The organism is Pseudomonas sp. P4_D7, assembly GCF_056401755.1.
Map to the genome: position 1 here is coordinate 115,515 of NZ_JBFUIR010000017.1, position 12,879 is coordinate 128,393.

The window sequence follows — 12,879 nt, forward strand, 5'->3', positions numbered from 1 at the left end:
AGTTTCCGGTGACAGATAAAGGAAAAAACCTCGGGAGCTGAGAGCTGTTTCCGAAGGGATTTTCTCGGGTGTTTGTCGGCTACTGCGCAGTGTCTGGATCGCGGGTTTGGCTGAATCGGGCTGGAGGCGTTGGCGGGTGGTTGCAGATGACAGAAAGGAGAACCCGAGGATGGGTCTTTTGAGGGTCGGGTGATGCCAATGGTTTGGAAAAAAATCTGGATTATTTATTACCCTGACTGGCCCCTTCGCGAGCAAGCTCGCTCCCACATTTGAAATGCGTTCCCCTGTGGGAGCGAGCCTGCTCGCGAAGGGGGCCGGTCAGACACCATCAAAAGCGGCTACTGGACCAATTGGTTGATCTCAATGATCGGCAACAACACCGCCATCACAATCACCAGCACCACCCCGCCCATCACTACGATCATCAGCGGCTCCAGCAGCGCGGTCATGCCCATTGCCCGGCGTTCGATATCACGGGACAACGTCTGCGCAGCGCGCTCAAGCATTGGTGGCAGCGATCCGGTTTTCTCACCGCTGGCGATCAGATGAATCAGCACTGGCGGGAATACGTTCTCCACCCGTAATGCAGCGGCAAGGTTGACCCCTTCGCGCACCTTCGCCGTGGCCTCAGTGACACTCAAACTCAAGCGGTCGTTGGACAAGGTCTGCCGCGCCGCCTCCAGCGCACGCAAGAGCGGAACCCCGGCGCCGCCGAGAATCGCCAGCGTCGAGGCAAAACGCGCGGTGTTCAGCCCCAAGATGAAACGCCCGAATAACGGCAGTTTCAACACCCGGTGATGCCAACTCAAACGTGCCGCCGGATTGCGTAGATACAGGCGCCAGCTCCAAAACGCGCCCGCCATGATCCCTGCGCACAGCCAGCCCCAACTGCGGATGAAATCACTGGCGTTGAGCATCGCCAAGGTCAACCCCGGCAAATCCTGCCGCGCCTGGGAAAACGCACTGACCACCTGCGGCACCACATAACTGAGCAGGAAAATCACGATGCCGATCGACACCAGCCCGACCACACCGGGATAGATAAACGCGGTGAGAATCTTGCCGCGCAGGTTGTTGCGTTCTTCGATGTAGTCGGCCAGCCGCTCCATGACCTGCGCCAGATCACCGGACTCTTCCCCTGCGGCAATCAACGCGCGATAGATCTCGGGGAAATCCCGTGGCCGCGCCGCCAGTGATTCCGCCAGTCGCATGCCGCTGCGCACATCGGCGCGCACGGCACTTAGGGTGTGGGCAATGTGCTTTTTCTCGGCCTGCTCGACCGTGGCACTCAGCGCTGCCTCCAATGGCAGACTCGCGCCCAACAGACTCGCCAGTTGCCGCGTGGCCCAGGCCAGATCGTTGTCCGAGAGTTTGGCGCTGAACAATCCACCACCGCCGTGCTGAGCAACGTTGCTTTCCTTGTGCACCGACAACGCGGTCAAACCGCGCCCGCGTAATGTTGTGAACGCGGCAGCCTGGCTGTCGGCCTCAAGGTGCCCGGATTCAATCTTGCCGGTCGCGTCGGCGGCTTCAAAACGATAGCGATTCATCAGGCGTCCCGTGTCACACGGAGGATTTCTTCAGGCGCGGTGGCGCCGCTGCTGATCCAGCGCTCACCGTCCTCGCGCAGGCTGAACATCCCGGCCTTGGCGGCTGATGCGCGCAAGGCCTGCTCGCCTGCCCCTTGGTGAATCAGCGTGCGGATGTCGTCGTCGATGCAGAACAATTCGTGGATGCCGGTGCGGCCGCTGTAGCCGGTTTGATTGCACGCCGGGCAACCGACCGGGCGCCAAGTGCCGGGCGCGGTGGGGTCTTCTTCCTTGCATTGATTACACAGCCGCCTCACCAGTCGCTGCGCCAAAACCCCGAGCATTGAAGACGCCAGCAGAAACGGTTCGACGCCCATGTCGATCAAGCGGTTGACCGCCGACACCGCGTCGTTGGTGTGCAAGGTTGCCAACACCAAATGCCCGGTCAGCGAGGCCTGCACGGCGATTTGTGCGGTTTCGAGATCGCGAATCTCGCCGATCATGATGATGTCCGGGTCTTGCCGCAGGATCGCCCGCAGTGCCAGGGCAAAGGTCATGTCGATCTTGGCGTTGACCTGAATCTGGCTGATGCCCGGCAGGTCGTACTCCACCGGGTCTTCAACAGTAAGGATGTTGCTGGTGCTCGCATCGAGCCGGGCCAGTGCGGCGTAGAGGCTGGTGGTCTTGCCGCTGCCGGTCGGGCCGGTGACCAGCACGATGCCGTGGGGCTGGCGGATCAGGTGATCGAGTTTGGCCAGCACCTGCGCGTCCATGCCAAGGGTTTCCAGATGCAGACGCCCGGCCTGTTTGTCGAGCAGACGCATGACCACCCTTTCGCCATGCCCGGTCGGCACCGTTGAAACGCGAATATCGATCGGCCGCCCGGCCACGCGCAAAGCAATGCGACCGTCCTGCGGCAGGCGTTTTTCGGCGATGTCGAGCTGGGCCATGATCTTGATCCGCGACACCAGCGCACCGTGCAAGGCCTTGCGCGGCGAGACCACGTCGCGCAGCGTGCCGTCGACGCGATAGCGCACCACCGAATGGGTTTCGAACGGCTCGATGTGAATGTCGCTGGCCTCGTCGCGCGCCGCTTGGGTGAGCAAGGCGTTGATCATGCGGATTACCGGCGCGCCGTCCTGGGTGTCGAGCAGGTCGGTGATTTCCGGCATGTCCTGCATCAGGCGGTCGAGGTCGACTTCGTTTTCCGCCGCACCGACCACCGCCGCCGCACTGCCGGTGTCGGCATAGGCGGCGGCGAGCAAGCCGTCGAGTTCGTCATCGCGCACGCGCTGAATCGTGGTCGCGCCGAATTGGCGCCGCGCTTCGCTGATCGACCAGCCCGGCGTTGACGGGCAAACGGTCAGCACGCCATCGCACAACAGAATCCGCTGCGCCTTGGCCCAGGCGTAAGGCAACGCACTCATTGGATAGGCACCGCTTTGATCGTCGCGCGAGGCCCTGAGGCGGGCATAACCGCCGGAACGCCCTGCGCCGCCGTCGGCAACTGCGGCGCTTGCATGTCTGGCATCGCCCAGCTGCGCTCCGGCTGCAACCCGCCCTGGGCGCGACGCATAAAGTCGTAGCGGTTCAGCGTGATGCTGCGCCCCGCTTCGCTGTCGCGGATGATGTACGGGCGCAGGAAGACCATCAGGTTGGTCTTGGTAATCGCCCGGCGTTCGTTGCGAAACAGGGCGCCGATCCCCGGAATGTCGCCCAGCCACGGCACCGAGTCATTGCTCTGGCTGTAGCCATCCTGCAGCAAACCGCCGAGCACCATGATCTGCCCGTCATCAAGCAGAATGCTGGTGTCGATCGCGCGTTTGTTGGTGACGATCCCCGCCGACTTGGCACTGGCCGAAGCCCGCTCATCAATGCTGCTGACTTCCTGATAGATATCGAGCTTGACCGTGCCGCCCTCGGAAATCTGCGGGCGCACGTTGAGCTTCAGGCCGACCTCTTCACGGGTCACGGTCTGGAACGGGTTATTGCTGGTGCCGCCACCGCCCGTGACATAACTGCCACTGACAAACGGAATGGTCTGGCCAACAAAAATGCTCGCCGCTTCGTTGTCGAGGGTCAGCAGGTTCGGCGTCGACAGCACGTTGGTGCCACCCTTACTTTTCAAGGCCCGGGCCAGCACCTTCAGGTCGAGAATCTTGCCGATGCCGGGGATGTCGACGGTGCCGTTGACGTAACCCAGGTTCAAACCCTGCGGCAGTACGTCGATGCTGGTTTTGCCGCTGACGTTGATCCCCGAGCCACCCAGATTCGCGCCGCCGATCACGCCATTGCCGCCAAGATTGCCGGTCTGCCATTGCACGCCAAACTCACTGGCATCGTCCTCGCCGACTTCGACGATCAGACTTTCGATCACCACTTGTGCGCGGCGTTGGTCGAGCAAGTCGATCACCTCGCGCAAGTTGCGATACAACGGCTCCGGCGCGGAAATCAGCAAGGTGTTGGTGGTGGCGTCAGCCTGAATGGTCACGCCGCCGGCACTGAAGGCAACGTTCTGTTCACTGTTCTGCGCACCGCCGCTACCGGTTGTGCTGCCACTGCTGCCCTGGGCGTAACTGCCGCCCGTGCTGCCGCTGCTGTTAGTGGTCGACGTGCTGCCGCTGCTTTGCGTGCCGCTCTGGCCATTCTGCCCAGCGCTGCCGCCGGTACTTGCGCCCATCGCACTGAGCACCGAACGCGCACTGTCGCTGCTGCCGCTGTCACTCTCGCCGGTGAGCAAACCGCGCAAGGCCTGCGCCAGTTTCGCCGCCTGCGCATTACGCAGATAAACCACGTGCAGGTTGCTCGGATTGCTCTGCGCGTTATCCAGTTTGTAGATCAGGTTGCGCGCCAGTTCCGTACGCTCCGGGCTGCCGGCGCGAATGATGATGGTGTTGGAACGCGGATCACCGATCACGGCGATTTTCTGCGTCGGATCATTACCCGGCGCATCGAGCAAATCCGCCACCATCGGCGCGATGTCAGCGGCAATGCCGTTCTGGATCTGCACCACATCGGTGTCGATCGCACTCGGCGAATCAATGCTCGCGATCAACTGCGCAACGCGGGTCAGATTCTCGGCGTAATCGGTGATGACGATGGTGTTATTGCCCGGATAAGCGTTGATCGGATTGTTCGGCGAAACGATCGGCCGCAGCACCGGAATCAGGTTGACTGCGTTCTCGTATTGCAGACGAAACGTGCGCGTGAGCATGCCGTTGCCCGCCGGTTTGTCGGCGCTGTAAATCGGCCCGCCAAGCAACTTCGCATCCGCCTCCGGCACCACCTGCGCCACACCGCCAACATCGACCACGCTAAAACCCTGCATGCGCAACGCCGCCAACAACATGTCGTAAGCCTGCCGCGCCGGCACCTGACCCTCCGAAACCAGGGTCAACGTGCCCTTCACCCGAGGATCGACCAGAAACTGCTGCCCGGTGGAACGCGACAACGCGCGCACCACCGCTTGAATATCGGCGTCGACAAAATTCAGTGTCACCGGTTGATCACCCAAAGGATTACTCGGCAAGGCAATGCCCGACGGTGCCGCACCGCTGCGCCCACGCTGGGTGATGTTGTGCAATTGCTTCGGCACGGGTCGCGCCTGAGCCTGCGCGCGCTCGCGATCAAGCACCGCGTCGCCGCTGCGCTGGGTGTTGGCCAGCGGCCGGCCCAGCTCACTGTCGACCAACAACGGCGGCTGGTTTTGCGGTGTGCTGGTGTTGCTGCACGCGCTCAACGCCATCAGCAACATCGGCAACGCCAGACGTGCCGGTTTGGATCCTGACCCCTTCATGAAGCTTCCTTAGCGCCCAGCGCCTGATCCATGCGAACGGTGCCTGACAAAGTGCCGGCGGTGACTTCGGTCGAGGGGTTGTCTGCGCGTTGCAAACGGGCCTCGACCACTTGCAGAGAAAGTTGTGCCGGGTTGCTCAACAGCCAGTCGAGTACGGCGTCGGCCGGCGCCGCGTCGAAGGTCAACTGCCAGGCGCCCGCCTCCCCGGCTTGCAACTGATAGTGCCCGGCGAGGCCGCTGGCCTGCAGAGTCTGCTCCAGCGACTGCGCCACGCTTTGCCCGGCGGGACGCACGCTAACTTCGCGCAGCAATACTTCCAACGCTTCGGTCTGGGCGCGCAGCTTTGGCGTCTCGGCTTCCCAATAAGCGATTTTCTTCAGCGGTGGCTGGATCAGCGCAACCCACAGCAGCAGGCCGACCAGCGCAACAGCCATGCCGGCAACCATGCGTTTTTCACGCAGCGCCAACGGCTGCCAACGCGCCTGCAACTGGGCGTTAAAGCGTTGCCACTTGGCGCGGTAGATCGCGAGCGAGGGCTTATTCATCTTCTTCTGCTCCGCCGCTGTCGTCGCTTTCACTTGAGGTGGCTTCAGTGGCCGGACGCAAGGTCCAGCCCTCGTCGTCTGCCGTCACGCTGATACCGGCCTGGGCCAAGGTGCTTTGCCACTCCTGATCATTGCCGCCGCGACGGGCTTCACTCAGCAGACTCAGTTGCAAGACGCCATCGACAAACGCCAACCGCTCGACACTGCCGGCCATCGAAGGCATGCCGCTGCCGGCCTGCAACACCAGACGATTGAAGGTCTGCGCCGGATCATCCGCCGCGCCCTTCTGCCGCGCCGCCAGTTGCTGACGGGCCTGTTGCAACGGGTTGAGGATCACCGGCAACTCGGGAAACGCCTGCTTTACCCGCAGGTTCATCTGGGTTTTCAGTTGCTGGCCCTGCCCGGCCTCGCGAGCGGCGTAAAGGTTCAAACCGATCACCCAAATGGCCACGGCCAACGCTGACAGGGTGATCGCCCTGCCCCAGCCGCGATGCTCGGTTTGTTGTTGCTGGACCGCGCCATGCAGCCCCCAACCCGGAAGCGGCCCGGTCCAGCGCTGCGCCTCCGCCATCGGCAGTTCAGCGCCCGGCGGCGGTTGCTCACCGATCCAGTGCAAAGTGACGCCCGGTTCCCACATAACACCGTCGAAACCGTCATCGAACAACGGCTGCACCCGCGCCGCTTGCACGCTATCGCGCAGCAACAAATGCCCGTCCTGCACGCAAGCGACGGTGCCGGGCAACACCGGCAAACTGTAAGGCGCCGGGTAGAGACCGCGCAGGTTCAGCCCAGCGCTTTTCAGCAACTGACCAAAACCCAACAACTGTTGCCGAGGCGCCCAAGCAATCTGTACCTGCCCGGCCTCGTCCCGCGAGCTGTGCGCGATGTGCATCTCGCTGCTGTCGCCGAGCATCAAGGCCTGCGCCGCACACTGCACCGCCGCGACAATCTTGTTGGCCGGCAACGGCGGTAAATCGAGACTCGCCAACAGGCTGTCAGCCGGGTGCAGAAAACACACCAGCGGCGGCAGTTTCGACTGCTGACTCAACTGGCTCAGACTGAGGCGTTCTTCCCGCGTGACCACGCCCTGACGATCCAACCAGGCGCAGTACAATTGACTGTGCAGATCCAGCTCCGCCAAGGGCGGCAACGCCACCTTCAACTGGCTCATACGCCCACCCGCGACCAGATCACCTGCGGCAAGCGGTCTTGGCTGCGATGCAGCAACGCCTCAAGACTGACCCGACGCTGATCACGCCGCGCCTCACCGCGCAGGCGAAACCAGTCACTGGTGATGCCGACCTTGACGCTGGTCAGCTCCAGTTGCGGCATGCGCAAACGGTTAACGAAATCGCCACGATTGATAAACCAGCGCCCGGCATCGCGCTCGGCAATCAACGCATTGGCACGCTCCAGCGACAGCCCCGGTACATAAGCAGCTAAAACCGGCGCGGTGGCAGTGTTGCCATTGAGCCAAGTCGTCGCCGGAATCACCGTCAGGTACGGCGCCAGTTTGCCGATCACCGCCTCATTCACGCCGTCGACACTGCGCAAATCATCGATGCTGCGCAGCATCGGCAGCGTCGGATTCTGTGGTTTGTGTGAAGCGTTTGGCGAGGTGGCGCGGCCACTGTCGAGCCCGCTTTTCGGCGCCTCGGCAATCTGCGCATTCAGCAGTCGCGGGTACGAAGCAATCACCCGCTGACTGATGCGTTGACTCAACCCGGCACTGACCCCGATCAACTCGCACAAGCGCTGAAACGCCGCGACCTGCGCCTCATCGACACGCTCATTGGCGACCAGATTGCGCAGGTTGAACTTGCCCTGTTCATCCTCCAGCCTCCCTTCAAAACCTTGCGCGGAGAGACGCTGCGCCCACGGCTGATCAAGCCGGGTCAACGGATCGCGCTGACGTGCGTCCCAGAGCAATTGACGGCTGATCTCCAACCCACCCTGCACCAGCCAACGGCCCTGCACACGCTGCTGATCCGCCTCCAGCGCCCGGGTCGCCACGCTCTGACGCGTCAACATGCCCGCCGCAATCACCGCCACCACGGCCGCAATCAGCAACGCGCTGATAATCGCCATGCCCTGTTGCTTCGCCCCCTCAGGCGAGCGGCTGTTCATGGCCGGCCTTACAACTGCCAGGAACCGATATCGGCATTCACGCCATCGCCGTCCGGCTGACCGTCGGCACCGAGGGAAAAGATGTCGATCTCGCCATTCGCGCCGGGGTTGAGGTACTGATAAGGACGCCCCCACGGATCGTTCGGCAAGCGCTCCAGGTACGAGCGCCAATTGCTGTTCTTCGCATCCGCCGGCCGCTCAACCAGGACTTTCAAACCCTGATTCATCGACGGATAAGTACCGTGATCAAGGCGATACAGCTTCAACGCCTGCATCAACCCACCAATATCCTGCTTCGCCGCCGTCGCCCGCGCCTGATCCGGCCGGTCGAGCACTTTAGGCACCACCATCGCCGCGAGAATCCCCAGAATGACCACGACCACCATGATCTCGATCAGGGTAAAACCCTGCTGCCCACGCGGCGCGCGCATCGGTTGCTGAAGCGATTTGAAAGGTGCGATATCCATCTCGACATTCCCTGGCTTGATTCGATTCGACGCGCAGTGTTGCAAGAAGATATGTCAGGGATGTTGAAAATCCTCGGGTGAAACAGTCACGAAATAGAGATTCGAGCGGTGCCCCGGCGGGCACCGCCCAGTAGGCTGCTACTCACAGAGCCTTGGCGTAATCCGCCTTCGCAGGCTCAGTTGGCTGCCAACGTCCCACGACCTGCTCACCACTGAAAAACTGGAAGCTGGCGCTCCCTCCCTGCGTCGCCGGCATCGTCACGCGGATGATCGGGGCGACGATGCCACCGGATGCATAAAAATCCCGCTGGTTGTATTGCGCATCAGATAAGCCGCTACCCGTATAGAAAAAGGCCCACAGTGGCACGGTTCTGTGGATGTTCTGCGGCCAGATGCCGCTGACGATCTCGTTCCAGCCCTGAAACGAAGTGCCCCCCAGCAGCGCCATTGCCCGAATACCTTCGATATAGGCAGATGCCGAGTGATCACCCGAAGTGGTTTCGCGAACATTGAACCCGCATTGGGCATTGTTGGTGCGGTAGTTATTCAGCCACTGTTGGGCTGTGGTAATGCCTGACAAATGACAAGGGCGACTGGTCAGTGGCTGTGATGAAACGTTCCCGCAACCATTTTCCGTCCGCCCGTTCGTACTGGCATTCAGCGGGAAAACGCAGAAAACATCGATATCGATCTTGTCTGCCGGGCTGTCGAAAATCGGGTAGGTAAAATAGCCGTTGTTGTACAGAAACGTTCGAAATGTCGAATCGCGGCGCAACCAGGACCAGGACACGCCACCGCGGCTCACGGAGGTCGGGCTCGGATTCCAGACATGATATGCCGTCGATTTCACTGTCGCTCTACCCATGATGCCCGAACAAAGAAAGGCAGGACGTCGAGGTCCGCCACAATCGATACGGGTGTCGTTGTAAAGCGCCTGCAGTTTGGTCGCCGTGGCCGCACCGTCAATTGCCGCTTGCTGGATGTTGAATTCATCGGGCGCTTTGTATCGGGCGCTGCAGCCTGCCAACACGCACAAAAACACAACCATAAAAAGTCTCATCGGTTAAATCCTCACTACGATAGATTTCACCAGCGACCGACAGACTTCCAACTGGCAGGTATTGACCGGCCGTCCACAGCGTCACACCTCAATGGACTGGCAAGCCACATCCATCAAAACAGAGCCTCTAAACGTGTCGCTACTGTCAGATCTGACAGTAGCGACCAACGGTCCAAGGCCGCACGGGATCTTTGGTCAGCAATTGGTCACCTTGGTTGCTTACATTGCTGTTCTTTGTCTTTGAGATGACTTGATGCGTGTCAATCGCCGCGAGGCCGGTTTCACCCTGATTGAAGTGCTGGTGGCGCTGGCGATTATTGCCGTGGCGATGTCGGCGGCCGTGCGTGTGGCGGGGTTGATGACGCAGAGCAGTGGGGTTTTAAGGGATCGTTCGATTGCGCTACTGGCGGGACAAAGTCGTATGGCCGAGTTGCGGTTGGAGGGCCGATTGCCGCTGGGGATGAAGGCGATGGAATGTGATCAGGGGCGGTTGTTGTTGCGGTGTGAGCAAATGATTGGTGCGGCGCAGAATGGGCGCTTGCTCAAGGTTGGGATTCAGGTGTTTGACCGCAGTCAGGACGCGCCACCGTTGGCCCGGCTCGAGACCTTGCTGTCCCGAACGGAAAGCCCCTCACCCTAGCCCTCTCCCAAGGGAGAGGGAACCGATTCGGGGACATTCGAAAGCTACACCGACTTAAACGTCTTTCATTGAATCCAAAATGGCCAAGCTCACAAAGCCAAATCGAAGGCCTTTCACAAAAGCCATAACCGCCAAGGTCTTTCACCAAAGCCATAATCACCAAGGTCTTCCAGGTCGATGTACCCCGCAAGACACCTCGGTCGGCCCCCTCTCCCCCCGGGAGAGGGCTGGGGTGAGGGCCGCTTCTGCTTGCACCCCCCCCAAACCCGGCAACAGACTGGCAACGTTCCAGGCAATGGCCTGAACCAAAGCAACCAATCAATCAGACCCATCCAAATCAACCAGCCCCACGACCGGAACCTGCCAAGCAGGCTTTTTCCCACTCTGACCATCAAACACCCGGCGCGCCTCGCGAAAATCATCGACGTGCTGCACAACCCAAGTCCAAATCGGCGACATACGAACCAACAGCTCCATCCCCAACGCCGTCAGCTCGTACTCGACATGGGGCGGCACTTGATCCAACTCCCGCCGTATCAGCAGACCATCGCGTTCCAGCGCACGCAGCGTCTTGGTCAACATGCGCTGAGTCACGCCCGTCATTTGCCGTTTGATCTCGGCATGACGCATCGTGCCGTACACACCCAGGGCATGCAGGATACCCAGTGACCAGCGGCTACCGGCGTGAGCCAGGACTTCGCGCCGCACGCCATCATCGTCTCGTCTTAGCGTCTGGCAGATCGCTTCTGCCTGGCTAAGGGTTTCCTCATCGGTCATGTGTCCCCCTGGTATCACGCGTGTGCCTTCTTCTGAGCGCTGCGCAATCGTGCCAGCATCGGAAGATCATACAGACGAATCTCAGGAGACATCATGACCGCAGCGACCCACCCTTCCCCACAATCCATTCTCGTACTCGGCGCCGGTGAACTCGGCCTGCCGGTGCTGCGCAATCTTGCGCGGGTAGCCAAGCGTTCGCCCGGCAGCACCATCAGCGTCCTGCTCAGGGATTCGACCATCAACACGCAAGCCCCCGAGAAAAAGCGGGAAATCGATGAACTGCGCAGTCTGGGCATCCAGCTAGTCGCTGCTGACCTGGTTAACGATTCCATCGATCAACTGGCCGAAGTGTTCGCAGCATTCGATACGGTCATAGGCTGCGCAGGCATGGTCGCGGGCCGCGAAACACCGATGAAACTGGCAACAGCGGCGCTCAGATCCGGCGTGAAGCGCTATTTCCCTTGGCAGTTTGGCGTCGATTTCGAAGTGATTGGCCGGGGCAGCCCGCAGGATTTGTTCGATGCGCAACTCGACGTGCGCGAGTTGCTCCGCGCTCAGGAAAAAACCGATTGGGTGATCATTTCGACCGGCATGTTCACCAGCTTCCTGTTCGAGCCAGTATTTGAGGTCGTCGATTTTGACAACCACACCGTCAACGCCTTGGGCAGCCTGGAAACCAGCGTGACGCTCACGACACCCGAGGACATCGGCAAGCTGACAGCGGACATCGTTTTCTTCGAACCGCGCTTTCGCAATGAGATCGTGTACCTGTCTGGCGACACGGTGACGTATGGGCAGGTGGCGAGCCTGCTAGAACGTGTGCTGGGGCGGCCGTTCAAGCGTAACGTCTGGACGGTTCCGTACCTGATGCAGGAACTGGAAAAAGACCCCACTCACCACATCAAAAAATACCGCGCCGTATTTGCCCAAGGCAGAGGCGTGTCGTGGCCTAAAGCGGGGACTTTCAACGAACAGCAGTCGATTCAGGTAACAACGGCTGAACAGTGGGCTCGGGACAACCTGACAGTCGATTGACGCTAAGCAAGCATCCCACTTGCAGGTCTTAATACGCGTACATCATCTCAACATCTATCGCAGCTAAAGAGCCAGCGCACTCCCACCTTGGAACACGCTCAAAGGTGGGAGCGAGCCTGCTCGCGAATGCGCCAGAATGGACACCCGATCAATCACCAGGTGATCCCGACACCCGCATCACTCCGGCAACTGCAAATTATCCAACGCCCGATTCACCGCCAATTCCCCGAGCATGATCAACTGCGCAATCCCCGCCAGCGCATGGCGCTGCGATGCCGGCAACAGGCTGGAGACGTTCTGCGCGATGGTTTTGGCCGAAGCGAGTGTTGCACTGGCATCGACCAGCAGTTCTTCGGTTTTATTGTCCGCAGTCACGGCGTACATCCCACGGCTTTTACGTGGGGGCGGCGTGGAACCGGGCGGACAGAGGTAATGGTCGAGCGCGCGGTCGGCGGCTTCGTGGAGTTTTTTGGAATCGATGGATTCGTAGGGGGACGTGCAGTTGGATTCGGGCGGGTTGGGTGTTGGTTTGATCATGGTGAAGCTCCTTGATGACTGGAGCCGCCACCGTTCGCGGTCAAACAAACAGGGTGGCAGCTGTACGCGGGTTGACCGACCGGACATCAAGGAATCCGGCACACCCGAAGGTGTCCCACGCACAGCCACCGCGACATGATTTCAGACAATGCCTGAACACGTGCAGAACGCTGGCGCGCCTTGATATTGGGCGGACGGTCAAATCCGATCGCTGATTCGTCAGCGACCGCACCACAATAGAACCCACCCCCAAGGCGCACAAGCCGGCGGATTCTGGCGTAGCTGTAGGCAATGGCGCAAGGATGTGTAGCCTGGGAGAGTGTTTGGAGATGTCTTTTTAAACGTTGGTGTTTATCGAGACCTTAC

Annotated in this window: 12 protein-coding genes; 2 read left to right on the top strand and 10 right to left on the bottom strand. The window is 60.7% G+C overall.

What is annotated here, in order from left to right; translation table 11 throughout:
- Positions 1–338 precede the first annotated feature (338 nt).
- From gspF to AC1DVF_RS13755, 8 genes are all read right to left on the bottom strand, one after another.
- On the bottom strand, positions 339–1,550 hold the full coding sequence (gene gspF, locus AC1DVF_RS13720) for a type II secretion system inner membrane protein GspF (RefSeq protein ID WP_016985711.1): 1,212 nt from the start codon (positions 1,548–1,550) through the stop codon (positions 339–341).
- Positions 1,550–2,956, bottom strand: a complete 1,407-nt coding sequence (gene gspE, locus AC1DVF_RS13725; protein ID WP_477782618.1) for a type II secretion system ATPase GspE — start codon at positions 2,954–2,956, stop codon at positions 1,550–1,552. Before gspE ends, gspF begins: the two co-directional genes overlap by 1 nt.
- Complete coding sequence (gene gspD / locus AC1DVF_RS13730) at positions 2,953–5,325, bottom strand: type II secretion system secretin GspD (RefSeq protein ID WP_477782619.1); 2,373 nt, start codon at positions 5,323–5,325, stop codon at positions 2,953–2,955. The genes gspE and gspD overlap by 4 nt, the downstream gene beginning before the upstream one ends.
- Positions 5,322–5,870 (bottom strand): type II secretion system protein GspM, encoded by a 549-nt coding sequence (gene gspM, locus AC1DVF_RS13735; protein WP_460128315.1) that lies wholly within the window; start codon positions 5,868–5,870, stop codon positions 5,322–5,324. Before gspM ends, gspD begins: the two co-directional genes overlap by 4 nt.
- Positions 5,863–7,041: a type II secretion system protein GspL gene (gspL, locus tag AC1DVF_RS13740; protein WP_460128313.1), complete on the bottom strand. Its 1,179-nt coding sequence runs from the start codon at positions 7,039–7,041 to the stop codon at positions 5,863–5,865. The genes gspM and gspL overlap by 8 nt, the downstream gene beginning before the upstream one ends.
- Positions 7,038–7,997 (bottom strand): type II secretion system minor pseudopilin GspK, encoded by a 960-nt coding sequence (gspK, locus tag AC1DVF_RS13745; RefSeq protein WP_477782620.1) that lies wholly within the window; start codon positions 7,995–7,997, stop codon positions 7,038–7,040. The genes gspL and gspK overlap by 4 nt, the downstream gene beginning before the upstream one ends.
- An 8-nt stretch (positions 7,998–8,005) precedes the next feature.
- Entirely contained in the window at positions 8,006–8,464 is a 459-nt protein-coding gene (gspG, locus tag AC1DVF_RS13750; protein ID WP_371748295.1) for a type II secretion system major pseudopilin GspG, read from the bottom strand.
- Positions 8,465–8,606: 142 nt separating this feature from the next.
- The gene (locus tag AC1DVF_RS13755; protein WP_460090656.1) at positions 8,607–9,524 is read right to left on the bottom strand and encodes a halovibrin HvnC; all 918 of its coding nucleotides are present in this window, start codon (positions 9,522–9,524) and stop codon (positions 8,607–8,609) included.
- Positions 9,525–9,777: 253 nt separating this feature from the next.
- Here AC1DVF_RS13755 and gspI point away from each other — a divergent pair, with 253 nt between their 5' ends.
- Positions 9,778–10,164 carry a type II secretion system minor pseudopilin GspI gene (gene gspI / locus AC1DVF_RS13760; RefSeq protein ID WP_460090655.1) on the top strand — a complete coding sequence of 129 codons (387 nt, stop codon included), beginning with the start codon at positions 9,778–9,780 and terminating at the stop codon, positions 10,162–10,164.
- A 318-nt stretch (positions 10,165–10,482) separates the two neighbouring features.
- On the opposite strand, the gene AC1DVF_RS13765 is transcribed toward gspI, so the two are convergent.
- Positions 10,483–10,941 (bottom strand): winged helix-turn-helix transcriptional regulator, encoded by a 459-nt coding sequence (locus AC1DVF_RS13765; protein WP_460128304.1) that lies wholly within the window; start codon positions 10,939–10,941, stop codon positions 10,483–10,485.
- 93 nt (positions 10,942–11,034) lie between these two features.
- Here AC1DVF_RS13765 and AC1DVF_RS13770 point away from each other — a divergent pair, with 93 nt between their 5' ends.
- Positions 11,035–11,976, top strand: a complete 942-nt coding sequence (locus tag AC1DVF_RS13770; protein WP_477782621.1) for an aromatic alcohol reductase — start codon at positions 11,035–11,037, stop codon at positions 11,974–11,976.
- A 177-nt stretch (positions 11,977–12,153) separates the two neighbouring features.
- Here AC1DVF_RS13770 and AC1DVF_RS13775 read toward each other — a convergent pair whose 3' ends face one another.
- A complete protein-coding gene (locus AC1DVF_RS13775; protein WP_477782622.1) occupies positions 12,154–12,513 on the bottom strand; it encodes a DUF6124 family protein in 360 nt (119 codons plus the stop codon).
- Positions 12,514–12,879 lie beyond the last annotated feature (366 nt).

Coding starts and splice junctions, on each gene's coding strand:
- AC1DVF_RS13755 (WP_460090656.1), bottom strand. CDS start 9,524: ATGAGACTTTTTATGGTTGTGTTTTTGTGCGTGTTGGCAGGCTGCAGC.
- gspF (WP_016985711.1), bottom strand. CDS start 1,550: ATGAATCGCTATCGTTTTGAAGCCGCCGACGCGACCGGCAAGATTGAA.
- gspL (WP_460128313.1), bottom strand. CDS start 7,041: ATGAGCCAGTTGAAGGTGGCGTTGCCGCCCTTGGCGGAGCTGGATCTG.
- AC1DVF_RS13770 (WP_477782621.1), top strand. CDS start 11,035: ATGACCGCAGCGACCCACCCTTCCCCACAATCCATTCTCGTACTCGGC.
- AC1DVF_RS13775 (WP_477782622.1), bottom strand. CDS start 12,513: ATGATCAAACCAACACCCAACCCGCCCGAATCCAACTGCACGTCCCCC.
- gspD (WP_477782619.1), bottom strand. CDS start 5,325: ATGAAGGGGTCAGGATCCAAACCGGCACGTCTGGCGTTGCCGATGTTG.
- gspE (WP_477782618.1), bottom strand. CDS start 2,956: ATGAGTGCGTTGCCTTACGCCTGGGCCAAGGCGCAGCGGATTCTGTTG.
- AC1DVF_RS13765 (WP_460128304.1), bottom strand. CDS start 10,941: ATGACCGATGAGGAAACCCTTAGCCAGGCAGAAGCGATCTGCCAGACG.
- gspM (WP_460128315.1), bottom strand. CDS start 5,870: ATGAATAAGCCCTCGCTCGCGATCTACCGCGCCAAGTGGCAACGCTTT.
- gspI (WP_460090655.1), top strand. CDS start 9,778: ATGCGTGTCAATCGCCGCGAGGCCGGTTTCACCCTGATTGAAGTGCTG.
- gspK (WP_477782620.1), bottom strand. CDS start 7,997: ATGAACAGCCGCTCGCCTGAGGGGGCGAAGCAACAGGGCATGGCGATT.
- gspG (WP_371748295.1), bottom strand. CDS start 8,464: ATGGATATCGCACCTTTCAAATCGCTTCAGCAACCGATGCGCGCGCCG.